The organism is Streptomyces sp. NPDC054047 (assembly GCF_055585065.1).
Map to the genome: position 1 here is coordinate 1 of NZ_JBVJKV010000012.1, position 22,153 is coordinate 22,153.

22 protein-coding genes are annotated in these 22,153 nt (G+C 69.0%); 4 read left to right on the forward strand and 18 right to left on the reverse strand.

Translation table 11 applies throughout. The features are described 5' to 3' along the window. Positions 1-123: 123 nt before the first annotated feature. From ACZ6ZP_RS33955 to ACZ6ZP_RS34010, 12 genes are all read right to left on the reverse strand, one after another. Entirely contained in the window at positions 124-795 is a 672-nt protein-coding gene (locus ACZ6ZP_RS33955) for a response regulator (protein WP_383818960.1), read from the reverse strand. Then, positions 792-2,117 carry a sensor histidine kinase gene (locus tag ACZ6ZP_RS33960; protein ID WP_383818962.1) on the reverse strand — a complete coding sequence of 442 codons (1,326 nt, stop codon included), beginning with the start codon at positions 2,115-2,117 and terminating at the stop codon, positions 792-794. The genes ACZ6ZP_RS33955 and ACZ6ZP_RS33960 overlap by 4 nt, the downstream gene beginning before the upstream one ends. A gap of 25 nt (positions 2,118-2,142) precedes the next feature. Next, entirely contained in the window at positions 2,143-2,943 is an 801-nt protein-coding gene (locus ACZ6ZP_RS33965) for an ABC transporter permease (protein ID WP_469409632.1), read from the reverse strand. Further along, positions 2,940-3,875: an ATP-binding cassette domain-containing protein gene (locus tag ACZ6ZP_RS33970; RefSeq protein ID WP_469409634.1), complete on the reverse strand. Its 936-nt coding sequence runs from the start codon at positions 3,873-3,875 to the stop codon at positions 2,940-2,942. Before ACZ6ZP_RS33970 ends, ACZ6ZP_RS33965 begins: the two co-directional genes overlap by 4 nt. A gap of 119 nt (positions 3,876-3,994) precedes the next feature. After that, a complete protein-coding gene (locus tag ACZ6ZP_RS33975) occupies positions 3,995-5,629 on the reverse strand; it encodes a type VI secretion protein (RefSeq protein WP_469409636.1) in 1,635 nt (544 codons plus the stop codon). Positions 5,630-5,632: 3 nt separating this feature from the next. Then, entirely contained in the window at positions 5,633-7,057 is a 1,425-nt protein-coding gene (locus ACZ6ZP_RS33980; RefSeq protein ID WP_351168306.1) for an ATP-binding protein, read from the reverse strand. A gap of 17 nt (positions 7,058-7,074) precedes the next feature. After that, positions 7,075-8,634 carry an SCO6880 family protein gene (locus ACZ6ZP_RS33985; RefSeq protein WP_351168308.1) on the reverse strand — a complete coding sequence of 520 codons (1,560 nt, stop codon included), beginning with the start codon at positions 8,632-8,634 and terminating at the stop codon, positions 7,075-7,077. After that, entirely contained in the window at positions 8,631-9,992 is a 1,362-nt protein-coding gene (locus ACZ6ZP_RS33990; protein WP_361473322.1) for a hypothetical protein, read from the reverse strand. Before ACZ6ZP_RS33990 ends, ACZ6ZP_RS33985 begins: the two co-directional genes overlap by 4 nt. Next, positions 9,982-10,827, reverse strand: coding sequence for a hypothetical protein (locus tag ACZ6ZP_RS33995; RefSeq protein WP_469409639.1), 846 nt, complete (start codon positions 10,825-10,827; stop codon positions 9,982-9,984). Before ACZ6ZP_RS33995 ends, ACZ6ZP_RS33990 begins: the two co-directional genes overlap by 11 nt. A gap of 211 nt (positions 10,828-11,038) precedes the next feature. Then, a complete protein-coding gene (locus ACZ6ZP_RS34000) occupies positions 11,039-11,347 on the reverse strand; it encodes a hypothetical protein (RefSeq protein ID WP_160505898.1) in 309 nt (102 codons plus the stop codon). 236 nt (positions 11,348-11,583) lie between these two features. After that, a complete protein-coding gene (locus ACZ6ZP_RS34005) occupies positions 11,584-13,335 on the reverse strand; it encodes a hypothetical protein (protein WP_469409642.1) in 1,752 nt (583 codons plus the stop codon). A gap of 127 nt (positions 13,336-13,462) precedes the next feature. Beyond that, positions 13,463-13,684: a hypothetical protein gene (locus tag ACZ6ZP_RS34010; protein WP_469409644.1), complete on the reverse strand. Its 222-nt coding sequence runs from the start codon at positions 13,682-13,684 to the stop codon at positions 13,463-13,465. A gap of 94 nt (positions 13,685-13,778) precedes the next feature. Here ACZ6ZP_RS34010 and ACZ6ZP_RS34015 point away from each other — a divergent pair, with 94 nt between their 5' ends. Further along, on the forward strand, positions 13,779-14,552 hold the full coding sequence (locus tag ACZ6ZP_RS34015) for a TetR/AcrR family transcriptional regulator (protein ID WP_361473313.1): 774 nt from the start codon (positions 13,779-13,781) through the stop codon (positions 14,550-14,552). On the opposite strand, the gene ACZ6ZP_RS34020 is transcribed toward ACZ6ZP_RS34015, so the two are convergent. Genes ACZ6ZP_RS34020 through ACZ6ZP_RS34035 form a run of 4 tightly spaced genes read right to left on the reverse strand, consistent with a single transcriptional unit; the run spans position 14,549 to position 17,523 of the window. Further along, positions 14,549-15,256, reverse strand: a complete 708-nt coding sequence (locus tag ACZ6ZP_RS34020) for a hypothetical protein (RefSeq protein WP_351168320.1) — start codon at positions 15,254-15,256, stop codon at positions 14,549-14,551. The genes ACZ6ZP_RS34015 and ACZ6ZP_RS34020 overlap by 4 nt on opposite strands. Then, on the reverse strand, positions 15,253-15,939 hold the full coding sequence (locus ACZ6ZP_RS34025; RefSeq protein WP_351168321.1) for a hypothetical protein: 687 nt from the start codon (positions 15,937-15,939) through the stop codon (positions 15,253-15,255). Before ACZ6ZP_RS34025 ends, ACZ6ZP_RS34020 begins: the two co-directional genes overlap by 4 nt. A 28-nt stretch (positions 15,940-15,967) precedes the next feature. Further along, positions 15,968-17,200, reverse strand: coding sequence for a putative T7SS-secreted protein (locus tag ACZ6ZP_RS34030; protein WP_351168323.1), 1,233 nt, complete (start codon positions 17,198-17,200; stop codon positions 15,968-15,970). Then, positions 17,197-17,523: a hypothetical protein gene (locus ACZ6ZP_RS34035; RefSeq protein ID WP_399974442.1), complete on the reverse strand. Its 327-nt coding sequence runs from the start codon at positions 17,521-17,523 to the stop codon at positions 17,197-17,199. Before ACZ6ZP_RS34035 ends, ACZ6ZP_RS34030 begins: the two co-directional genes overlap by 4 nt. Before the next feature lie 350 nt (positions 17,524-17,873). Between ACZ6ZP_RS34035 and ACZ6ZP_RS34040 the strand changes: the two genes are divergently transcribed. Then, positions 17,874-18,509, forward strand: coding sequence for an NADPH-dependent F420 reductase (locus ACZ6ZP_RS34040; RefSeq protein ID WP_469409648.1), 636 nt, complete (start codon positions 17,874-17,876; stop codon positions 18,507-18,509). Between the two features lie 136 nt (positions 18,510-18,645). On the opposite strand, the gene ACZ6ZP_RS34045 is transcribed toward ACZ6ZP_RS34040, so the two are convergent. Beyond that, positions 18,646-19,356: a DUF4232 domain-containing protein gene (locus ACZ6ZP_RS34045; protein WP_469409650.1), complete on the reverse strand. Its 711-nt coding sequence runs from the start codon at positions 19,354-19,356 to the stop codon at positions 18,646-18,648. 237 nt (positions 19,357-19,593) lie between these two features. Here ACZ6ZP_RS34045 and ACZ6ZP_RS34050 point away from each other — a divergent pair, with 237 nt between their 5' ends. Continuing rightward, entirely contained in the window at positions 19,594-20,370 is a 777-nt protein-coding gene (locus ACZ6ZP_RS34050) for a hypothetical protein (protein WP_351168331.1), read from the forward strand. Positions 20,371-20,419: 49 nt separating this feature from the next. Here the strand turns inward: ACZ6ZP_RS34050 and ACZ6ZP_RS34055 are convergent, their stop codons facing one another. Further along, positions 20,420-20,653, reverse strand: coding sequence for a DUF397 domain-containing protein (locus ACZ6ZP_RS34055; RefSeq protein ID WP_366462737.1), 234 nt, complete (start codon positions 20,651-20,653; stop codon positions 20,420-20,422). A gap of 209 nt (positions 20,654-20,862) precedes the next feature. On the opposite strand from ACZ6ZP_RS34055, the gene ACZ6ZP_RS34060 reads away from it, so the two are divergent. Further along, complete coding sequence (locus ACZ6ZP_RS34060) at positions 20,863-21,873, forward strand: C40 family peptidase (protein ID WP_351168335.1); 1,011 nt, start codon at positions 20,863-20,865, stop codon at positions 21,871-21,873. The last annotated feature ends 280 nt before the right edge of the window (positions 21,874-22,153 follow it).

The window sequence follows — 22,153 nt, forward strand, 5'->3', positions numbered from 1 at the left end:
GGTACTGCAGGGGGGACCCTGTGGGAGAGTAGGACGCCGCCGAACTATTATTAACGGGAAACCCCCGCACCTCTGGTGCGGGGGTTTTCTGCGTTCAGGGCCCGCCAAGGGCCCTTTTTGCATTCACTCCGGCCGCACCAATTTCGTGTCGTACGCCAGAATGACCGCCTGCACCCGGTCCCTCGCCCCCGTCTTGGCGAGAATGCGGCCCACATGCGTCTTCACCGTCGACTCCGCCAGGTGCAGTCGGCCCGCGATCTCCGCGTTCGTCCAGCCCTGCCCGATGACCGTCAGGATTTCGAGCTCCCGGTCCGTCAGTGAGGCCAGGCGCGGGTCACGGGTCGGGTCGGCGTCCTCGCCCGAGCGTGTCGGCAGGTGATCGGCGTACGCGTCGAGGAGACGGCGGGTCAGGCTCGGGGCCACGACCGCGTCTCCCGTGGCGACCGCCCGGATGCCGGAGAGGAGCTCCTCCGGCAGCGCGTCCTTGATGAGGAAGCCGGATGCGCCCGCGCGCAGGCCCGCGTACGCGTATTCGTCGAGGTCGAACGTGGTGAGGATCAGGACGCGGGTGCGGTCGCCCGCGGCCACGATGCGGCGCGTGGCCTCGATGCCGTCGAGGCCCGGCATGCGGATGTCCATCAGGGCGACGTCCGGGTGGAGTTCGGCCGTCATGCGGACCGCGTCGCTGCCGCTGCCGGCCTCTCCCACCACCTTCATGTCGTCCTGGCTCTCCAGGAGCATGCGGAAGCCGAAGAGTTGCATCGGCTGGTCGTCGACGATGAGCACGGTCGTCACTGGGCGGGTTCCTTGGGGAGACGGAGTACGACTTGCCAGCCGCCCGGCGGGTGCCGCAGCGGGCCTGCCTCAAGTGTCCCGTCGTAGAGGGCCGTTCGCTCGCGCATTCCCGTCAGACCCCTGCCGCCGGGGCCCGTGGTCGAAGACGCCGCGGTCGGAGTCGGTGGCGCGCCGCCCACACCCGTGTCCGTCACCGTCACCCGCACCGCGTCATCGCCGTACGCGACCTCCACGTGAGCCGTCGCCTCCGGGCCTCCGTGCTTGAGGGTGTTCGTGAGGGCCTCCTGCACCACGCGGTAGACCGTGAGCTGGCGGCCCGCCGGGAGCGAGTCGGGCCGGCCGCTGACCGTGTTGCGTACCGGGAGGCCCGCTGCCCTTACGCCGTCGATGAGGTGGTCCAGGTCGGTGAGTGCGGGCTGTGGGGCGAGTGCGGCACCCTCCTGGGCCTGAGGCGCCTCCTCCCGCAGTACGTCAAGGAGTCGGCGCAGCTCCGTCAGGGCCTGGCGGCTCGTGGTGCCGATGGCCGTCAGGGCCTGGGCCGCGCGCTCCGGGGACTTGGCGGCGGCGTACGAACCGCCGTCCGCGAGGGTCGTGATGACCGAGAGGTTGTGGCCGATGATGTCGTGCATCTCGCGGGCGATACGCGTGCGTTCGGCGTTGGTGGCCAGCTGCGCCTGCTGGTCGCGCTCCACTTCGAGCTGCTTGGCGCGCTGCACGAGCGATGCCATGTACTCCTGGCGGGTGCGGACCGCGATGCCGAGCAGCGCGACGATCGCGAAGCTCATCATCGTCGACACGACCTGCTGGTCCCAACTGCCCTGCGGGTGGCGGACGTGGCCGACCACGGGCGGCAGCACGAGCAGGGCGTACGACCAGGCCAAGGTGCGCGGCGGAAGCCGTGTCGCGATGTTGAAGACGACGATGAGCAGTGTGAGCGAGGCCTGTAGGACGGCGCCCGTCCAGTTGTTGACCAGGGACGCGAACAGCATGACCGCGTAGACCGCGAGCGGATGGGTGCGGCGCCACAGGAGTGGCACCGTGACGGCCAGCGTGATCGCGTACAGCGTCCAGGCCGGGACATCCGTGTTCTGGGCGATGTTCCGCCAGCCGTCGCCGACGAGGTCGATGAACGCGGCGAACACGAAGAACCCGGTCAGATGGAGGTCCCAGGCCCATGGATGCCGCCGGTCGAAGGCCCGCAGCCACTGGACGCAGCGCTCCACGTACCGCGTCAGCGGCTGGGCGCCCGCGGACCAGTCGTGGTCCGGGGCGCCCTGGCGGCTTCCGCTGCCGTCGGGCCGCGGGGAGGTCCGGGAGGTCACGGTTGCATCCTCGTACGGGAAGCGCTCATACGTCGCGTCGCTTCAGCAGATACGCCGCCGCTGCCAGCGACGCCACCGCCCACGCGCACAGCGTCAGCAGGCCCGCGCCGGGCGAGAGGTCGCCGGACGACGTGTGCACGGCGGCGAGGGACTCGGCGGCCGGCAGCGGGAAGTAGTTCAGGAGGTCGCGCACCAGGTCGTTCGGGATCATCGTGGCGAGCTGCGGCAGGAGGATCAGGCCGCCGACGTACGCGCCGATCGCGCCCGGGATGCTGCGCAGGGCCGAGCCGAGGCCGAGCACGATGACGCCGATGAGGGCGGTCCCGGCCGCGGAGCCCGCCACGGCGCGGGCGATGCCGGGGTCGCCGAGCGACGCTTCCAGGTCCGAGCCGCCGAGGAAGATCTGGGCCAGCGGGAACGTGAGGAAGTCGGTGATCAGGAGCGTCCCGAGCGCGACCGTGCCGAACACCGCCGTCTTCGCCCAGAGCACCGGCAGCCGGTGCGGCACCGCGGCCATCGTGGCCCGCACCATGCCCGTCGAGTACTCGCCCGCGGTGATGAGGATGCCGAGGACCGCGATCGCGACCTGGCCGATCTGGGTCCCGAGCAGGGCGTAGGTGACGGGGTCGATCTCGTTGGCGGGGTCGGGCGTGTAGGTGGCACCGACGATCATGCCGATGACGACGGTGAAGACGCTCGCCACGCCGATCGTGATCCAGGTCGAGCGGAGCGTCCACAGCTTGTGCCACTCGGAGCGGAGGACTCCGCGGGTGGAGAGACGGTAGGGGGCGGTTGACGTCGGGGCTGTTGCCGTCGCGGTGCTCATGCCGCCGCTCCTTCCGGCACGCCGGGGGAGACCGACGCGACGTACTCGACCGAGTCCCGCGTCAGGTCCATGAAGGCCTGCTCCAACGATGCCGTGTGCGGGGTGAGTTCGAAGACCGGGATGCCGTGGTGCGCCGCCGTGCGGCCGATGCGCTCGCCGTCCGTGCCGCGTACGTCGAGGACGCCCGGCGCGTCACTCGTGATCTGTACGCCGGGTGCGGCGAGCAGCTCGCCGAGCAGGCCCGCCTCGGGGCTGACGACCTTGACGGAGCCCGTGCCGGACTCGCGTACGAACGCCTCGACCGTCGTGTCCGCGAGGAGCCTGCCGCGGCCGATGATGATCAGGTGCTCGGCCGTCAGCGCCATCTCGCTCATGAGGTGCGAGGAGACGAGGACCGTACGGCCGTCGGCGGCGAGGGACTTGAGGAGGTTGCGGATCCACAGGACGCCCTCGGGGTCGAGGCCGTTGACCGGCTCGTCGAGGATGACCACGGCCGGATCGCCGAGGAGTGCGGCCGCGATGCCCAGCCGCTGGCCCATGCCGAGCGAGAAGCCCTTCACGCGCTTGCGGGCCACCTCATGGATGCCCACCAGGTCGAGGACCTCCTCGACGCGGCGGCGCGGGATGCCGTGCGTGTGGGCCAGGGCCATCAGGTGGTGGAAGGCGGTGCGGCCCGGGTGGACGGACCGGGCCTCCAGGAGCGCGCCCACCTCGTGCAGGGGCGCGGTGTGCGTGGCGTACGTCCGGTCGCCGACGGTGGAGCGGCCGCGGGTCGGGGCGTCCAGGCCGAGGAGCATCCGCATGGTGGTGGACTTGCCCGCGCCGTTGGGTCCGAGGAAGCCGGTGACGGTGCCGGGGTGGACGGTGAAGGACAGGTCCTCCACGACGGTCTTCTCGCCGTAGCGCTTGGTGAGTTCGTATGCCCGAATCATGCTTCTGATGCTGGCGCTCGCGAGGGTGCGCGGCGTCGGACCAGGGGCGGGACGTGGGCGGTGGCGAGTAGTACCGCGGTAGGACGGGAACCCCGAGGGGACCCCCGCCCCGGTCCTGTCTAGCCGGGGAGTTCCGTGTGGGGCCAGCGGGTGCGGGCCTGTTCGCGGGAGCGGAGGAGGGCCAGGGTGGGCAGGCCGCGGTCCGCGCCGGTGGTCAGGAGATCCGGGAGCTGGGGGAGCGGGGCCACGGCGGCCACGTCGTCCAGGACCAGCGTCATTGGTGGGTCGAGCCGACCGGAGGATGACCGTTCGGCCATGCGCCGGCCGTGCTCGACCACGCTTGAGGCGAGTGCCGTGAGGAGGGGCATGGCCCCCGGACCCTTGGGCGATTTGGGGTCCTCGATGGCTTCACCCACCACGAAAAGCGTGCCCCCTTCATCGATGAAGGAATCCAGGGTGAGGGCATCTGTTCTGTTTGGGGTGCAGGATTCCCGTACGTTCAGGGTGAAAAGGGCGGAGAGTGCGCGGGCGGTCAACTCCTGGGCCATGTCGCGGCGTTCGGGGTATGCCGTGAGCGCCGCCTCCAGTTCGCCCGCCGCGCCCGATGCTGCCTTCTGGTGCGTGCGCAGGACCCGTACGGCGTCCTGGACTCCCGTTCCCTGGGCCCAGCGGTGTACGTGCTTGACGGGGCGGCCGTCCACCGCTGCCGCGTGGAGGAAGCTGCGCAGGAGGGTCTCGGCGGTGTCGGCGACGCTGCTGTCCAGCTTGGCGCTGGGCCTTATGGCGGCCAGCAGGGCGGTGGCCCGTTGTGCGGCCACTGCCTTGTCCTCGCAGTTGGTGGTGGGGGACCAGTGCATTCTTGCGGGGGTGTCGCAGAGGTGGGAGGGGTCGTAGACCAGGACCGGGCCCAGCTTCGCTCGGGCGTCCTTGGTCTCTTCCCACAGGGTGGGGTCCGAGGTGAGTACTAGGGCTGCGCTTTCCGCGTCGCGGATGGCCTGGATCGCGTGCGCGCGGCGGGTTTCGGCGGGGCCCAACACCAAGGGCGTACGGGGGGTGGGGACCGTGGCTGCTTCCGTACCCGGCGTCTCGGTGCCGTACCCCTCTGCGCGGCTGACGCCCTGGTCATCGGCGTCCGGCGGTGTGGGCTGTGCCCACCCGTTCCGCCCTGCGGAACGATTGCCCACAGCGGGGACGGCTGCTGGAGGAGCGTGAGCGGGAGCGGCCTCGGCGGAAGCCGTCTCGACCGGGGTCGTCTCGACCGGGGCCCTCTCGACCGGGGCCCTCTCGACCCGTGTCGTTTCGACCGGCGCCGGCTCCGCCAGAGCGTGCGTCGCCGGACGCGGTGCCAAGTGGCCCTCGCGTCTCGCTCTCCGGACCGCCCGCCAGCGCGTCACCGTGCCCATGACGAAGATCGTCAGGACCACCAGCACCATCAGCTGGCCGATCAGGAGGCCCCAGAACAGGCCGTAGCCCGTGAGCTGGGCCGCCGGGGTCGCCGGCCACGCGCCCGCGATGTCGTGCGGCTGCTGCAACAGATGCCGCATCGCCACCGGCGTATTGCCGAAGGTGACGTTCTGGGGCCAGGAGCCGTGCGAGAAGAAGCCCGCGAGGCCCGTCGCCGACCAGACGAGGACCGTCAGGCCGAGCACGAAGGCGAGGCCGCCGACCAGCACGCCGTCGGGAATGCCCCGTTCACGCGACTCACGGCGGCCGCCCCGGTCGCGGTATTCGGGCTCGGGCTCCCGGTAGGCCATCCCTTACGCCACCCCGGAACGCGACGACGACGACGGGCCGTTCATCTGCTGCTCCATGTACGCCGCACGCTCCTCCGCCTCCAGTTCCGCCGCCCGCAGCGCGTCGTCGCCGAGCAGTTGGTCCGCCGACGACTCCGTCATCGCGCGGTCGGTGAAGACCAAGGGGCGTTCGGTCTCCGTGATCAGGTGTTTGACCACCTGGACGTTGCCGTTCACGTCCCACACCGCGATGCCGGGCGTGAGGGTGGGAATGATCTCCACCGCCCAGCGCGGCAGGCCCAGCACGCGGCCCGTCGCTCTCGCCTCGTCCGCCTTCTGGGCGTAGATCGTCCTCGTCGACGCCATCTTCAGGATCGCGGCCGCCTCCTTGGCCGCCGCCCCGTCCACCACGTCGCTGAGGTGGTGGACCACCGCCACGAACGAGAGCCCGAGCCGTCGGCCGAACTTCAGCAGGCGCTGGAAGAGCTGCGCCACGAAGGGCGAGTTGATGATGTGCCAGGCCTCCTCGACCAGGAAGATGCGCTTCTTCCTGTCCGGGCGGATCCAGGTGTGCTCCAGCCAGACGCCCACGATCGCCATCAGGATCGGCATCGCGATCGAGTTCCGGTCGATGTGCGAGAGGTCGAAGACGATCAGCGGGGCGTCCAGGTCGATGCCGACCGTCGTCGGGCCGTCGAACATGCCCCGCAGGTCACCGTCGACCAGACGGTCCAGGACGAGCGCGACGTCCAGACCCCACGCCCGTACATCGTCTATGGCGACGTTCATCGCTTCCGCGGACTCCGGCTCCGGGTGCCGCAGCTGCTCCACGATGTCCATCAGGACAGGCTGCCGCTCGACGATCGTCTCGTTCACGTACGCGTGGGCGACCTTGAGCGCGAAGCCCGAGCGCTCGTCGAGCCCGTGCCCCATCGCGACCTCGATGATGGTGCGGAGCAGCGCGAGCTGGCCCGTCGTCGTGATCGCGGGGTCCAGCGGATTGAGGCGGATCCCCATGTCGAGCGCGGCCGTGGGGTCGAGCCGGATGGGAGTTATACCCAGCTCCTGGGCGATGAGGTTCCATTCGCCCACCCCGTCCTCGCCCTGCGCGTCGAGCACGACGACCTGCCGGTCCTTGAAGCGCAGCTGCCGCAGGACGTACGTCTTCTCCAGGGCCGACTTGCCGTTGCCCGACTCGCCGAGCACCAGCCAGTGCGGGGCGGGGAGCTGCTGGCCGTACAGCTGGAAGGGGTCGTAGATGTACCCCTTGCCGGAGTACACCTCGCGCCCGATGATCACGCCGGAGTCGCCGAGGCCGGGTGCGGCCGTCGGCAGATAGACCGCCTGGGCCTGCCCCGTCGACGTACGCACCGGAAGTCGGGTCGTCTCCACCTTCCCGAACAGGAAGGACGTGAAGGCGTCCGTGAGGATGGTCAGCGGATCCCGCATGTTGGCAGCCCTCGCCTCTAGCGTCGGATGCCGGTCGCGAACGGCAGCGTATTGACGAAGGCCCTGTGGTGCTCGCGGTCGCACCACTCCAGCTTCAGATACGACTTCCCGGCCGAGGCCCGGATGGTGCGCTTGTCGCGCGCGAGGGCTTCGGGGGAACGGGACGAGACGGTGATGTAGCCGACGAGATTGACGCCGGCCGCGCCGCTCGCCAGGTCCTCGCCGCGCTGGTCCAGACGGGAGTTCGATGCGATGTCACGCGGGTCGACCGTGCGGTTCAGCTTGGCCTGGCGGCTCGCCTCCGCCTCGTCGTTCGTCTTCTCCGTCAGCATGCGCTCGATGGCGACCTCGGTGGGTTCGAGGTCCATGGTCACCGCGACCGTGCGGATCACGTCCGGGGTGTGGACGAGCAGCGGGGCGAGGAAGTTGACGCCGACGGGCGTCATCGGCCACTCCTTCACCCAGGCCGTGGCGTGGCACCAGGGGGCGCGGGTGGAGGACTCGCGGGTCTTGGCCTGGAGGTAGGTGGGCTCCATGGCGTCGAGCTCGGCGGGCCAGGCGTTGCGCTTCGTCATCGCCTGGATGTGGTCGATGGGGTGGTCCGGGTCGTACATGGAGTGCACGAGCGAGGAGAGACGTCCCTGCCCGAGCGGCTGCCGTACGCGGATGTCGGCTTCCTGGAGCCGCGAGCAGATGTCGGTCAGCTCGCGCGCCATGACGACCGCGAGACCGGCGTCCTTGTCGAGCTTGCGGCCGCCGTGCGGGCGGCTGGCGCGGGCCATCGCCTGGGCCTCGGCGGCCAGGTCGCGCGAGTAGTGCATGCAGGCCACCAGATAGGCGCGGTGCTGCTCGCTGCTGGTGGAGACCATCGACTGGAGCTGCTCGTACGACTGCTGGAGCCAGGGCAGTGCCCGGTCGTCGCCTCGTACGCTGACGTCCTTGGCGTGGGCGTCCGGGTCGGCCGGGAGGGTGCGCGCGAGGATCTGAAGGCGCGTCACGAACCCGTCGCCGTTCGCGACGTGCTTGAGCAGCGTCCCGAACCGGTCGACGAGGGCCTCCTGGTCCTCGGAGTCGCGCAGACCGACGCCCGGTCCCTCGATCTCGATGGCGGCGGTGACGGTGCGCCGGTCGGCGTGCAGCAGCACGGCGATCTCGTCGGGGCCGAAGGGCGCGGCCAGCCAGCTGATGCGCCCGATGCCCGGCGGCGGGCCGACCTCGATCTCCTTGCCGTCGAAGCGGATGCCCGCCTCGGGGGTGGCGGAGCGGTAGGCGGTGCCGCGCTTGAGGGAGCGCTTGTAGCTGCGGTTGATCTCGAACCACTTGTAGAACGTGCGGCCCTTGTAGGGGACGTAGACCGCGGCGATCGCCAGCATCGGGAAGCCCATGAGCAGCACGATGCGCAAGGAGAGGACAGGGACGAGGAGTCCGCACATCATCCCGAGGAAGGCGCCCGCGATGATCATCGCGATCTCGCCGGTCTCCCGGTTCTTGCCGACGATCGCGTTGGGCCGCGCGCGGCCGATCAGATATGTGCGGCGGGGCGCGACCGGTTGCGACACGTGGGACTGAGTCGTCAACGCCCTTCACCTCCCGTGCGTTTGGTACTTCCAGTGGAACCGTTTCCTGCGCCGCCGCGGTTGCGCGCGTGCGGAGTGCTGGTCGCGCTGCCCCGGGGCGGGGGTGCGGCGGAGGGGACAGATCCGCCGCCGTTCGATGAGCCGCCGCCTCCGCCGGGGCGGCTGCTGTGGGCGGCCACGCCGCCGCTCAGGGGGTTGGCGGGCCGCGCCTGGCTGTTGCCGCCTCCGCCGCCGCCTCCACGGGAGCTGTGGGTCTTGATGCCCTGGGAGACGAGGGACGCGGGGGAGGAGATGACGGCCGCGGCACGGTTCTCGGCGCCCTGGGAGATGCGGTTGTTCCGGGTGTTGGCGATCTCGTCGCCGAAGCCGGGGACGAAGCGGTAGATCATGGCGCTCGCGAAGATGGCGAGCAGGATGATCGAGAGCCCGGAGACGACCGCCGAGAAGGAGTCGGGCCCGTCGTCTGCGGAGAGCGCTCCGGCGAGGCCGAGCACGATGACGATGATGGGTTTCACCAGGACCACCGCGATCATGATCCCGGCCCAGCGGCGGACGTGCGTCCACAGGTTCTTGTCGACGAGACCCGCGTACACGACGGTGCCGAGGAGCGCGCCCACGTAGAGCAGGGCGGCCCGGATGACGAGCTCCAGCCAGAGGATGCCGGCCGCGAGGATCGACACGAGCGAGACGACGATCAGCATGATCGGCCCGCCGCCGATGTCGTCGCCCTTCTTCAGCGCGGCGGAGAACGTCCCGAAGAAGGTGTCCGTCTGCCCGCCCGTCGCCTTCGCGATGACGTCGCTCACGCCGTCGGCCGCCGAGACGACCGTGTAGAGGATCAGCGGCGTGAAGGCGGAGGCGAGGACCGTCAGCCACAGGAACCCGATGGCTTCGGAGAGCGCGGTGGTGAGGGGGACGCCGCGCACCGCGCGCTTGGCCACCGCGAGGAGCCAGAGGAGCAGGGTCAGGATGGTCGACGCGGCGAAGACGACCGCGTACTGCTTGAGGAAGCTGGGGTTCGTGAAGTCGACCTCGGCGGTCTTCTTCACGGCTTCGGAGAGCTTGTCGACGGTCCAGGAGGCGGCTTCGGCGCAGCCCTTTGCCAGGGAGGCGAGGGGGTCGGCGGTGGAGTCGATGGGGGCGTCGGTGGGGTACTCACCGCTGCCTCCGCTGCTGCTGCCGCCGCCGTCTTGGCCTTTTTCGCAGTACTCCTTGGCAGGGCCGCGGATGAGATCACAGGGGTTCTCGTCGGGCTCGGGCGCGGCGGTGGCATGCGTCGCGAAGAGGACCACCGCGGTCTGCACACTGGTGACCGCGGCGGCGAGCGCGAGGGTGCGACGGCGCTTGTTAGCGGGCATAGGTGAACCCTCCGTACTCCTCCACAGCCTTCGCCATGTCGTCGGCTGTCGAGGCCCTTTGGTCGCGCCCGACGGGAACGGGGCCGTCCTTCTGCTTGAAGTCGGCGACCTTCCAGTCCCCGCCGACCCACCGCAGCTCGTACGTGTTCGTGAACCAGCTCTCGGAGACGGGGTTCTTGGTGTTCTCTCCGGCGAGGCCGAAGAGTGACGAGTACCAGATCTCCACGGTCGCCGAGTTGCCGCTCAGCTTCTTGGCCGTCGTGCCCACGGGGATGATGCGCGAGACGAAGGTCGTGCCGTTCGGCGCGCTGCCGTCCGGGTTCAGGCCGATGCCGGACAGGAACTCCTTGCCGGAGTAGATCTTGTCCAACGAGCCTTGGCGATCGGCCGCCGCCTCCGGGGTGTAGACGGTGTTGACGATGCTGTGGCGAAGGGCGGGCTTGAACATGTCCGCCGAGCCGAGCGCCACCGCATAGTTCGCGGCAGCGGACTGGGCCCCCTGCTCGCTCTTCGCGAACCCGGAAGGAATCCCGGCCGTCTTGCCGTCGACGGGCTGCTCCCCGGTGGCGGCGGTGGGATCCGCCCCCGCCTTCTTGCCGTCGCCGCCTCCCCCTCCGGAGGAGGACCCCTCACCGCCGCGGTTCGCGAAGGCGATGGCCGCGATGAGCACCACCACCACACCGACCACCGTCACGAGGCTCCGTGACGAAGAACGGCCGGATCTGCGCCCTCCCCCGTACCCGTCCTGGCCGCCCCCCTCGCCCTCGGGAAGCCGCGTCCGGGTCTCGCCCGAGCCGCCGTAGAGGCCGTCGTTCCGCTCGTCGTCGAGACTCATGCCGCGTACGCCCCCTCAACCTCTCGGTGAACCGCCACGTACGACGGTAGCCGTGCTGGTTCCCGCGCGGGCGCGGTGTGGTGACTCGACATCAGGGAGTTGCAACCTCAGCCGGTGGGCACGACGGGTGGGTGGGTCGGAGGGGGACAGGGGGACAGGGGGAGAGGGGGACGGGGGACAGGGAGACGGGGACGTACGTGGGTGGCGGGCGCTAGACCGCCATGCCGTACACGATGGTGAAGACCGTGCCGAGCGATCCGATGATGAAGACGCCGGTCAGGCCCGCGATGATCAGGCCCTTGCCCTGCTCCGCGCTGAAGGTGTCGCGCAGCGCCGTCGCGCCGATGCGTTGCTTCGCCGCGCCCCAGATCGCAATGCCGAGACAGAGGAGGATGGCGATCGCCATCACGACCTCGATCATCACCCGTGCCTCGTTGCCCAGGCTCCCGAAGGGACCCCAGTCGGGGGCGATCCCGCCGATGATGGTGGTGATGTCGCCCTTTTCGGCTGCCATAAGCATGTGTAACTCACCGCCCCTAGTGGGTTGTTCTGTCACCTCTGCCTACCGCAGTACAGAGGACAGCTCATTCTCGCCGACAAATGGGCCAGTGCATGTCGACTTGGCGTCATTCGTTGGCTGAAACGTATGGTCACTCTGTGTATCACGGTGAGTGACGCCGGGCAATGACGGCCCGGCGTGCCCTCTGACCAGGTCTCATTCTGACCTGGTCCGGTGACGGAGACTCACATCATGGGTCATGTACGCCCGTCGAGGCCATCGAGCCCGTCCAGGCCGTCGAGACCGCCGAGCCCGCCGCCCGTCACGACGTACGAACAGTCGGTGTAGCGGTAGCCGGGCTGGACCTTGCTGCCCTCGGCATTGTTGCGTACGCCGCCCACGCCGCTCGCGTCGCGCTTGTAGAGGAAGTGGTAGTCGCCCGGGGGCAGGTTGAGCGTCTTCTGGGGGTGGCCCTTGCCCGCGAGGCAGGCCTTCTTGCCCTGGGCCTTGCTGGTGTACGTCTTGCAGCCGCCGCACGAGGCGAGCTTGATGCTGCCGGTGGTGGGGCCGGTGTAGAGGACTTCGAGCGTTCCGGGGCCGCCGTTCTCGACGACGTACGTCAGTTTCGCGCCGCCCGGCGCCTTCGTCGGGGGCAGGCTGCTTCCGGCCGACGGGCGGGCATCGGCGATCTCGGCGGCGATGGCGATGTCCTTGGCGCGGTCGCGCTTGCCGTTGCTCTTGTAGGTCCCGGCGAAGTCCTTGAGCGTCTTGGCCGCTTCCGCGAACTTCCCGTCCTTGAACTCGTCCACGCCGCACGCGTACACCCCGGACTCCACCGCCCCGGCCGCGTCGCCGGAGAGGCCGCCGCCCGCGTCGTCGGGGAGGGCCTTCGCCGTGGAGCCGATGCCGCGGAGCTCGTCGGTGGCCTTGCAGGGGTCGGAGCCCTTCAGGTCCGTGGAGCGCGCGTCGATGGCGGCGCGGATGGCGGGCTCGACCTTCGCTGCCTGGTCGGAGTCGGGGAAGGTCCGCAGGAGCTCGCCGAACTCGGCGCCGCCGGCCACCGCTCCGAGACCTTGGGCGCCGCACTCGTAGAGCGAGGTGGCGAGGCGGTCGTCGGGCCAGGTGGCGAGGGTGCCGACGCGGTCCTTGCCGAGGGAGCCGGGGAGGGTGCGGAGGTACTTCAGGGGCTCCAGGGCCTCGCAGTACTTGCGCTCGTCGTACGGGGCGGCGACGGACTTGTAGTACGCGGTGAGGCTGTCCGGCACGCGCTCGGCGGCCTTCGACCCCGGGTGGTCGTCGCCGAGGTCGCGGTAGATGGCGAGGGCGGAGCGGTAGTCGTCCTCGGCGGCATCGAAGGTGCGGCCGTCGGCTGCCGTGACGATTCTGTCGGCCTTGTCGAGCCGGTCGAGCAGCATCTCCTCGACGGCTTCGTCGCGCGCGGCGTCGTACGCGATGACGCCGCCGGCGGGCACGGCGAGCAGGACGAGCCCGAGCCCGACGGCGAGCGGCGCGCGCAGCGGCCAGCTCTGGTGGGTACGGAGCGCGCGGCGGGCCCCGTCGGCCGCGGCGAGGACGAGAAAGGCGATGAACCCGACGAGTACGCCACCGGGGACGCCGTCGACCTCGGCGGGAAACGCCACGAAGAGGAGCCCGGCGGTCGCGGCCCAGCAGAGGGCGGCGAGGAGCCAGCGCTTGAGGAGGACGTAGCCGAGGCCGAGGCCGGTGAGGTTGAGGAGGCCCGCGGAGAGGGCGCGCAGGGCGTCGGGGGCGGGAGGAGGCGCTGGCGCGGGCAGCGGTGCGGGCGCTGGCGCTGGCGCGGGTGGGCCGTAGGTGGGCGGGGCTGCGGGAGGCGGGGGCAGGGGCGGAGGCGACGAGGGGGGTGGCGGCGACGAGGGCGTCGGGGGCGGGGGTGCCATCGGGGGCGGGGGCCCGAAGTGGCCTCCCTGGCCCGGCGGCACCGCGTCGTTGGGCTCTGCTCCCGGCGTGGCGTGCTCGTCCCCAGGTTGCATGTTCGGCTCCCCCCAGCCGTCACAACACAGCGCTTTGATTTGCGCTCAATTCCCCAACGATCGGGGAAAGTTGGACACTCGTCAACAGCCCGCGCACCCTCCGTCCCTCCTGCCTGCCCGCCCGCCTTCAGCCGCGGCGGCCGAGCACCTTCGCCCGGGTGTGCCCCCAGCCGGTCAGGAGAAGGCCGGCGGTGGTCGCTATGCCGTAGGCGGCCAGGAGGGCGGCGAAGCCACCGGGGAGCCAGCCGAGGAAGCCGTTGTAGTCGTGGTCGATGAGCAGTCGGATGAGGCCTTGCGCGGCGAAACACATCAGGACTGCGCCGAGGATCTGCAGGATGTCGTACTTCACGATACGAACGTATCAACGGCGCAATGGAATTTCCCTATCTAGAAAGGAATATCTCTCTATTACGTCACACATTCGAGGTCCTATAGTGGGAGTCGTGCGTGACGAAAACAAGGCTCGTTGCACGGTCTGCCGTGCCGGAATCAGCGCCGCGGGCAAGCGCGGCCGCCCCGCTCTCTACTGCTCCCGCAGCTGCCAGGCGAGGGCCTACCGACGCCGGAAGCGGCCGCCGGTCCCGGCGCCCGAGAGCCCGGCGCCCACGTCCGCCGCCCGGTCGCGCAGGCGGCGCCAGATCGCCGAGGCGGTGTGGCGCATCGCCGCCGAGCGGGGTCTGGACGCGGCGAGCATGCGGGAGATCGCGGCGGAGGCGGGGGTGTCGCTGAGGGTGGTCCAGTACCACTTCGGCAGCAAGCACCAGCTCATGGTCGCCGCCCTGCACATGCTCCACCGCGAGAACGAACGCCTGGCGAGGACCCGCGTCCACTACGACCCCGCGAACCTGCGAGGCGTACTGAGCGCGATGCTCGACGAGTTCCTGCCCCTGGACGCGCAACGGGCCATGGCGCTGAGGGTCTTCTCGGCCTACTACGCCCGCAGCCTCACCGACCCCGCCATCGCGGCGGTCTTCCTGAGCGACGACCACCCCTTGGAGGAGCTCGTCGCCAGCTTCATCGCCACGGCCCAGGAGAGCGGCCAGACGGCCCCCGGCCTGGACGCACAGCGCGAGGCGGACCTGCTGGTGGCCGCTGCGGTCGGCCTGGGCGGGGACGTACTCCACGAGCGCCGCACCCTGGACGACGTACGCGCCACGCTCGACTACCACCTGGCCAAGATCTTCACCCCGGCGACGGCCGGCGCTCCGGGAGGCTAGCTGCGCTCACCGGCCTTGATGATCGCTTCGGCCTCGAGCAGAGGGTCTTCGAAGCTGACGTTCTCGGCGATCTGGTGAATCAGGCTCCGGTACTCCGCACGCCGGTTCACGGCGGTGGTGCCCAGCGTGAGCACGACCAGGCGTTTGCCGTCCGGGTGGGGGAGGTGGGCGAAGACCTGGAGGACAGGGTCCTGGGGGAGGCCGGAGTCGGCGTTCGGGGTACGTACGAGCTCGCTGAACGAGGCGGGGCCGCAGGGCAGTTCGAGGTACTCGATGTTCGCGTGGCCCTCGGCGCCCGCGACGGCGCGGGCTGCGGTGATGGCGGGGGCGGCGGGGGCGAGGTCTCGCCAGGAGAGGGTGAAGAGGGAGAACAGGAGGCCGCCGCTGTTCTCGCCTGTGTTGCTGCCGGATACGTCGTCGCGGTGCAGGCCGATCGAGCAGCGGGTGGTACCGGCCTCGGCGAGAACGGCCAACAGCTGCTGCCCTCGCGCGAGCTGCACCAGGAACTGCTGGCGGGCGAGGTCGTCCCCGAAGGAGTCCAGGATCGGTGCGATGGCGTTGCGCAGAGCATCGGATCCGGGGGAGTCGGGCGGGTGCAACAGGGCGCGGAGGGGAATCGCGGTGAAGCCTGCCGGTTCGGCGAACCAGAGATCGGCTTCGGGGTCATGGGTCGACTCGTCGAGAAGGAACCTGGGCGCGGTCACAGGGATTTCACCTTCGGTTTGCGCGGATCGACGTACGGGGTGAAACCGGCGCGACGACCGCGTTCCACGTCCTCGGCTGTGACACCCCACTCTGTGGTGAGGGCTTGATCGGCCCTCGCCAGACGCTGCCTGAGGATCTTGAAGTGACCGGGAGTTCGGCCACTCGGTGAGGGCGCGGCAACGATGCCGAGCATGCGCGGGTCGCCGGCGAACCAGATCGTCTCGATGCGGGCTTTCAGCTGCGGCTTGGCGCGGGGCGCCATCCTGCGGTGCCACCAGCCCACACGGAGGTGGTTGGAGACGACGAGGGGGAGTTGCTGCTGGGGGTTGGCGGGGTTGGGAAACTCGAACCATCCGAACTGATCGCCCAGGATTTCGGGATAGATATCCAGGCCGTTCGGAACGCGTCGGAGCACCTGCCAGGGGTATGTGCGCAGGATACGGAGCTTACGCATAGCGATGGGGAAGTATCCAAATACCTGGACGAACAGTCGCCAACTTCCGTAGGCGGAGTAAACGATAAAGATCCATAGCATCCAACTCCGGTCGAAGGGCAGCACGATGAGCGCGATCCAGCCGCCGATCCACCCGATGAGGCCGGCCACGTTCTTGACCATGAGCAGAACCCAGGCGCGACGTGTTGGCGGATGCTGCCATGCAGTGGAGTAGTCAGCCGGGTTCATTGAGGCACTTCTTTCTGCAGTGGAACGGTTAAGAAAAGGCGAAACCCACGAGACTCGGGATCCCTGGCAGGTCGAGCAGGAGACGTCCGCCATCAACCTTGGTCGACGCCTCGGACCTGCTGTCGTCTTCGTCATCGAGGAAACCGTAGCTAGAAGTCGCGAGGCCCAAAGAACCTGAAGTGATAGCCATGTTGTCAGCTGCTGTTTCGCTGGTAACCATTAAGTTGATCAACGGATTTCCCAGCCGGAAGGTTTCCTTGCCTGCATCCAAGGTCTGAGTACCGTAGGTGGCCATTTTCTGTCCGAGGCTCATGGCCCCGGATCCGGCCCGCACCGCCTGAGTGGCAGCGCGGCCGCCCTTAACGGCGGCGCTGAGCCCAGGAACTACTCCAGCCGCGTCGGCTCCGAGCGAAACCAAGTTACTGAAGAAGTCAGCGTCGTACTCGTTCTTGGTAAAGCCGTCCGCCAGTGACTCCCACACGACCGGATCCGACGCTCGGGTTCCAAGCGCCGCAAGGCTCGTCGCTGATGCCGCCAACATCAGCGCGGCTGCTACCCCGACGCCCAGAGGCCCGAGAGCTACGATCGCTGCCAGCGCGAGAACGCCAGCCAGAGCGCTGAGGATGTCTGGAAGGTTCTCTTTGACCCATTCCCAGGCTTCTTCGAACGCGCCAGGCTCATGCGGCGCCAGTTTGTCCGTCGCGTCGCGGATCTTCTCCGCGCGGTACTTGGACCTCTCGCTGTGCTCGTTCTGCAGGCTCCGGGCCCTGCCCAGAATCCGGTCGAGTTCCGCCTGAGCTTCTTCTACCTTGCCGTCGGCGAGCTTCTGAGCCTTCTTCGCGTCTTCTTGTTTCTTGCCCTTCTTGTCCAGGTCGGGATCATCACCGGCGGTGTCGGCATGTCCCTTCGCGGCCTTCAAGGCTTCCCTGGCGTCCTTGGCCTTCCCGTTCAGATCCCTCGCCCGGCGCTGGAAGTCGTCCAGGTCGCCTTCCCAGCGCTCCAACTGCGTGGCGGCCTTCTCGATGGAGCGGGCGGCGTTCTTCAGATTGAGCGTGAGCGGCCCGTCTTTGATGGTCTCGCGGAAGGCTACTGCCGCATCACCCTCCCAATAGCTGCCGTCCATCAGCTTGGTGACGACCTTGCGGGTATCGCGGAGGATGGTGACGCAGGTGCCCAGCTTCTTGTGGAGCTCCTTGACGGTGTCGCGGTCTCCAGGGGTCGGATCAAAGCCGAGATCCGGATAGGTGGAGGCACTCGTCACTTCGGCACCTCTACGATGTCGTCCTTGGTCTTTCCGGCCTTGTTCATCGCCTTCGCAAGTGCGGCTTCGACCTCCATGAAGGCGTCCTTGTTCTTCTCGATGATCTTGCTCAGATCCTCCGTCTGCTCACCGATCTGCTCCGCGCCGTACTTCCAGTCCCCCTGGAACTCCTCGCACGCCTTGTCGAGCTCATCCGTCCCCAGCCCGCCAACGGTCGCGCCGGACAAGGCGCTTCGCAGGCCCCTCAAGGACGTGACTGATCCATCGAGCAGCTTCATGAATCCTTCGAGCTCGACCGCGTCGACTCTCAGCTTCTCGGCCATTCCTACCCTCGGGGTCGTCTGGTCGTGTCCACGCAGCCGGCGGTGGTGCGCGTCAGGGGCTTCACCGGCACTCCGGTGCCGCGTTCTCGCCGCGGTGGGGCGAGGGGGCCTGAGTCAACCGACGCTATCCACGGGGCCTGCTGTTTCGCGAGTGCGAAGTTTGCGGCAAAGGTGTCTGAAGCGGCGCCTATCGGGCAAAGCGTGGCGTGATGCGCATCCCGTACAGAGAGGGGGAGTGAGCGGCCGGGGTCATGGCTGGGCCTCGGGCTTCAGGGGTACGTCGACGGGCCGATACGACATAGGGCTCTGGCCCGATTCCCCTGCTCCCAGGGCTAGTTAGCTTCGTGTCCATGCGAATCGGATTGCTTGGAACCGGACATGTGGCGCGTGCGTTGGCGAGCGGCTGGGAGGCGGCGGGGCATGACGTCGTGCTGGGGTCGCGTGACCCGAAAGAGCGGGGTGATGCGGAGGAGTTGCAGAGGTTCACGGTCGTGGGGCTCGGGGAGGCCGCCGCTCACGGGGAGGTGTTGGTCAACGCCACGCCCGGTACGGAGTCGGTGGGGCTGCTGAAGGGGATCGGCGCTGCCGCGCTGGCCGGGAAGGTGTTGGTCGACGTCGGTGTCGGGTTCACCGAGGGGATGGAGCTCTCCCATCCCAACTACAGCCTCAGCGAGGAGATTCAGGCCGCGTTTCCCGAGACGCCGGTGGTCAAGACGCTCGTCACCATGGACTCCGTGGTGATGACGAATCCGGGCAGCTTGGAGGAGCCCGGCATGGTCTTCCTGTCCGGTGACGACGCCGCCGCCAAGCAGACCGTGCGGCGGCTGCTCGGCGACCTGGGATGGTCGGATGCCTCCCAGTTGGATCTGGGAGGCATCGGGACCGCGCGCGGTCAGGAGCACGCCGCGCTGCTGTTCATAGGGGTGGGGGACGCGCTCGGCACGTACGGCTTCGGGTTCAAGGTGGTGCGGCCACGGGTCGCTTGAGCGCCCATGGCCGGCGACCCGTGCTTCTGGGCGGGCCGCCATCTCGCTGACGCGGCGTTCCCGCCGCCCGCAAGAAGGCCCCGGCGCGGCGGTCCGGGGGGACGCCGCGCCGGGGCTCGCGCCGTACTCGGTCGGGTCAGCCCGCCGGGGAGTCGCTGACCTTGCCCACCGGGTTGATCTCCAGCTTGGCCGGGGTGTCGGAGACCGGGAGGGTGCCCGCGGGCCAGTCGAGGGTCACGTGCTTGGTCTCGTTCGGGGGCGTGACGACGAGGCTGGTGATGCGGACGCCGGAGCCGCCGGTGTTGTTGTACGGGAACGTGATGTTGAAGGCGGCGGATTCGCCGTCCTTCAGGATGCTCTTGGCCGGGGGCTCTCCGTTGCGGTCCACGGAGAGGGTGTCGCCCGTGTTCGCGGTCAGGTCGACTCCCGCGTAGCCGTTGATCGTGCAGTCGCGGCCGCCGCCGTTCTTGAAGACGACGGTGACGACGCCTTCCGTCTTGTCGGTGGTGTTGTCGGTCGCGTTCACTTCGAGCTCGTCCGTACGGCAGATGCCGACCTTGCCGTTGCTGTTGTCGCCGGTACCGGCGGACGTGCCCTGGGCGGCTTCGCCTCCGCCACCGCTTCCTCCGGAGGTCCCTTCGCCACCGCCGCCCGAGGCCTCCGCGCCGCCGGAGGCGTCTCCGGCGCCGGAGTCCTCGTTGCTGCCGCCCTTGTCCGCCGACGAGGAGGGCACGGTGGTCTTGCTGTCCGCCGCTCCCGCCGCGTTGTCGTCGCCGTTGCAGGCGGTGAGCGAGAGGGCCGCGACGAGGCCGATGACGGCTGCGACTGCCTTGCGGGTGTGCTTCATGGGTTCCCCCGGAGTAGTGCTGCTGTTCAGTGGTGATCACAGCTAAAGGGGGCGGTCCCGGCAGGGGCAAGGTACGCCGGGTCATCTGGGACGCTGGAATGGTTCCAGGGGTCTGACCTGCGAGAACATGCCTTGCCTGGGACAGCGGGGTGGGACGCGTACGGAGTGGTTTGATCATGGACATGCGGTTGATCTAGGGTCCCGGCGTCATTACTCGACGGGGGATCGGATCACACCATGCGTACGCGCTCCAGACTGGCCGCGGTCTTCGTGACGGCGGCGCTCGCCTTGACGGTTTCCGGGTGCGAGGGGGACGGGGAGGACGCGGGGGCCTCCGGCTCGGGGGCCGGGTCCGCCGCCGGGGTTGTCGCCGGCGCCGGGTCCGACACCGGCAAGGGGGCCGGCACCGACACCGGCACCGGGGACGCATCCGACTCCAGTGCCACTCCCGCTCCCAGCTCCAGTGCCACTCCCGGCGTGGGCTCGGACGAAGCGCCCGCTCGCAACGGCGGTACCAGCGGTGGGCCCGGAGTCCGCCAGAAGTGGATGCTCGAGAACCTGCCCCAGGCGGACACCGTCATGGCCGCGGGCGAGTACCTCCAGCGCTTCACCACTTGCGAGCGCTACAGCATCGATCCGTCGGACGAGCGCTACTACCCCATGGACGAGAAGTTCGACATGGGCTGGGGCGTGCAGTTCCGGGGCACGTGCGACGACGGCGGCGACGGCTGGATCCGGGTCTTCAAGACCAGCGACATGAAGCAGTTCCAGACGGCGTACAAGGCGGACGTCGCCGAGCGGATGAAGACGAGTGAGCTGGCCGGCGTGAAGGGCGGCTTCGCCATCGGCAAGGACTTCGCCGTGATCGCCCCGGACGACGACACGATCCGGGACCTGTCGGCCTCCGGGCTCCTGATCCTCAACTGCAACCCGAACTTCCAGCCGGTCGGGGACGTCTCCACGGCGCCCGCGCTGATCGACGGCTGCGTTCTGACGGACGAGTTCGTTCAGTAGCCCAAGATCAGTAGCGCAAGATCAGTAGCCCGAGATCAGTGGGCCACGATCAGTGGCCCTCGACGAAGTGGTCGAACTCGCCCGCCTGTACGCCGAGTACGAAGGCGTCCCACTTGGCCCGGGTCGTGGTCACGACGTTCTCGGGGGCACTGGTCTCCCGCAGATGGACGGCGTCGTCCTGGCCGTACGCGAATTCGATCCAGGGGCCCGGGCCTTCCTCCCCTTCGGGGGCGGCGCGGATCCAGTCGAGGTCCGGGGGGATGCGGGGGGTGTCCTCGGGCATGCGGGCGGTCCTTTCCGAGGGTGGGCGGGTGAGCGGGCGGGTGCCTGGTCGGAGCCTGGTGGGTGCCCGGTCGGAGGCGGACGGGCGCCGGGTGGGAGCCTTCCGCGCTGCCGACAACCGTAGCCGCGCCCTCGAGTTACGCCCCCCGGCTCCCGCACGCCTCTAGACTGAGGCACGGTGGACTCCCGCGCGGTGAGGGGTGGTTGACGGTGCGTAAGGCGTGGCTGGTCGCAGCCGTCGGCATCAGTGGGGCGATGAGCTTCATCGCCCTGCTCGTCGTGGGGACGTACATGGCCGCGGGAAGCATCGCGAACGGCGCCGGGCAGGGGAATGTCGGCCTCGCCAAGGGCGCCGTACCCAGTACCTACCAGCCCCTCGTGCAGAAGTGGGGCAATCTGTGCAAGGCGATCAACCCCGCGCTGCTCGCCGCCCAGCTGTACCAGGAGAGCGGCTTCAATCCGAACGCCAAGAGCCCGGCCAAGGCCCAGGGGATAGCGCAATTCATCCCGGGGACCTGGGCCACGCACGGGGTCGACGGTGACGGCGACGGCGACCGTGATGTGTGGGACCCGCAGGACGCCATCCCGTCCGCCGCCTCGTACGACTGCAAACTCGCCAGTTATGTGAAGGACGCCCCGGGAAGTCCGACGGAGAACATGCTCGCCGCGTACAACGCGGGTGCGTACGCCGTCATCAAGTACGGCGGCGTGCCGCCTTACAGCGAGACCCAGAATTACGTGAAGACCATCACGGATCTGGAGAAGAGCTTCGCCCGGCCCACCAGCAGGGTGCAGCCGTCACAACAGGCGGCAGGGGCCATCTACTACGCGCAGAAGAAGCTCGGCACGCTGTATCTGTGGGGTGGAAACGGAACCCCCGAGCAGGGCGGACGGTTCGACTGTTCCGGTCTTACGCTCGCCGCCTATCGGAGCGTGGACATCGATCTGCCGCGTGTCGCGAACGACCAGTACAACGCGGGACCGCATCCGAAACGGGACGAACTGCTCCCGGGTGACCTGGTGTTCTTCTCGGACGACCTCACCAATTCACGCGCCATCCGGCATGTCGGGATCTATGTCGGCGGGGGCTACATGATTAATGCCCCGCGGGCCGGTGCGGTGATCCGCTTCGACCCCATCGATACGCCGGATTATTTTGGCGCGACTCGCGTCACCGAGGACGGCGCGAATGCCGTGCCCGACAAGCGGTCCGCGGCCTGAGAGCCCGCGCGGACGCCGCTCGCGGAGCGCGTGCGCGGGGCGTGATGTGGCTTGAACTCTCCGTCAGTACACTTCTCTGAGCTGCGGCGATGAGTCTCTCTTCGATAACGTCTCAGTGATCATTCGGTGGAGAGTGGAACGTAGTGAAGGGGACCGTGCGTTCCCTTGACTGGAAGAGCGAGACCACCCGGTAGCGAGCGGCATTGACCACGCGGCAAGCAGCACTGGACCACGGGGGTTGATGGAAGGGCGCACGGCAAGGTGCGTCCGAGGCGAGGAG

Excerpts from the sequence above, each read along its gene's own strand:
- ACZ6ZP_RS34050 (WP_351168331.1), top strand. The coding sequence starts at position 19,594 with ATGCGTACGCGCTCCAGACTGGCCGCGGTCTTCGTGACGGCGGCGCTC.
- ACZ6ZP_RS33980 (WP_351168306.1), bottom strand. The coding sequence starts at position 7,057 with ATGCGGGATCCGCTGACCATCCTCACGGACGCCTTCACGTCCTTCCTG.
- ACZ6ZP_RS33970 (WP_469409634.1), bottom strand. The coding sequence starts at position 3,875 with ATGATTCGGGCATACGAACTCACCAAGCGCTACGGCGAGAAGACCGTC.
- ACZ6ZP_RS34005 (WP_469409642.1), bottom strand. The coding sequence starts at position 13,335 with ATGCAACCTGGGGACGAGCACGCCACGCCGGGAGCAGAGCCCAACGAC.
- ACZ6ZP_RS33990 (WP_361473322.1), bottom strand. The coding sequence starts at position 9,992 with ATGCCCGCTAACAAGCGCCGTCGCACCCTCGCGCTCGCCGCCGCGGTC.
- ACZ6ZP_RS34040 (WP_469409648.1), top strand. The coding sequence starts at position 17,874 with ATGCGAATCGGATTGCTTGGAACCGGACATGTGGCGCGTGCGTTGGCG.
- ACZ6ZP_RS33975 (WP_469409636.1), bottom strand. The coding sequence starts at position 5,629 with ATGGCCTACCGGGAGCCCGAGCCCGAATACCGCGACCGGGGCGGCCGC.
- ACZ6ZP_RS33995 (WP_469409639.1), bottom strand. The coding sequence starts at position 10,827 with ATGAGTCTCGACGACGAGCGGAACGACGGCCTCTACGGCGGCTCGGGC.
- ACZ6ZP_RS34025 (WP_351168321.1), bottom strand. The coding sequence starts at position 15,939 with ATGAACCCGGCTGACTACTCCACTGCATGGCAGCATCCGCCAACACGT.
- ACZ6ZP_RS34045 (WP_469409650.1), bottom strand. The coding sequence starts at position 19,356 with ATGAAGCACACCCGCAAGGCAGTCGCAGCCGTCATCGGCCTCGTCGCG.
- ACZ6ZP_RS34000 (WP_160505898.1), bottom strand. The coding sequence starts at position 11,347 with ATGCTTATGGCAGCCGAAAAGGGCGACATCACCACCATCATCGGCGGG.
- ACZ6ZP_RS33965 (WP_469409632.1), bottom strand. The coding sequence starts at position 2,943 with ATGAGCACCGCGACGGCAACAGCCCCGACGTCAACCGCCCCCTACCGT.
- ACZ6ZP_RS34055 (WP_366462737.1), bottom strand. The coding sequence starts at position 20,653 with ATGCCCGAGGACACCCCCCGCATCCCCCCGGACCTCGACTGGATCCGC.
- ACZ6ZP_RS34035 (WP_399974442.1), bottom strand. The coding sequence starts at position 17,523 with ATGGCCGAGAAGCTGAGAGTCGACGCGGTCGAGCTCGAAGGATTCATG.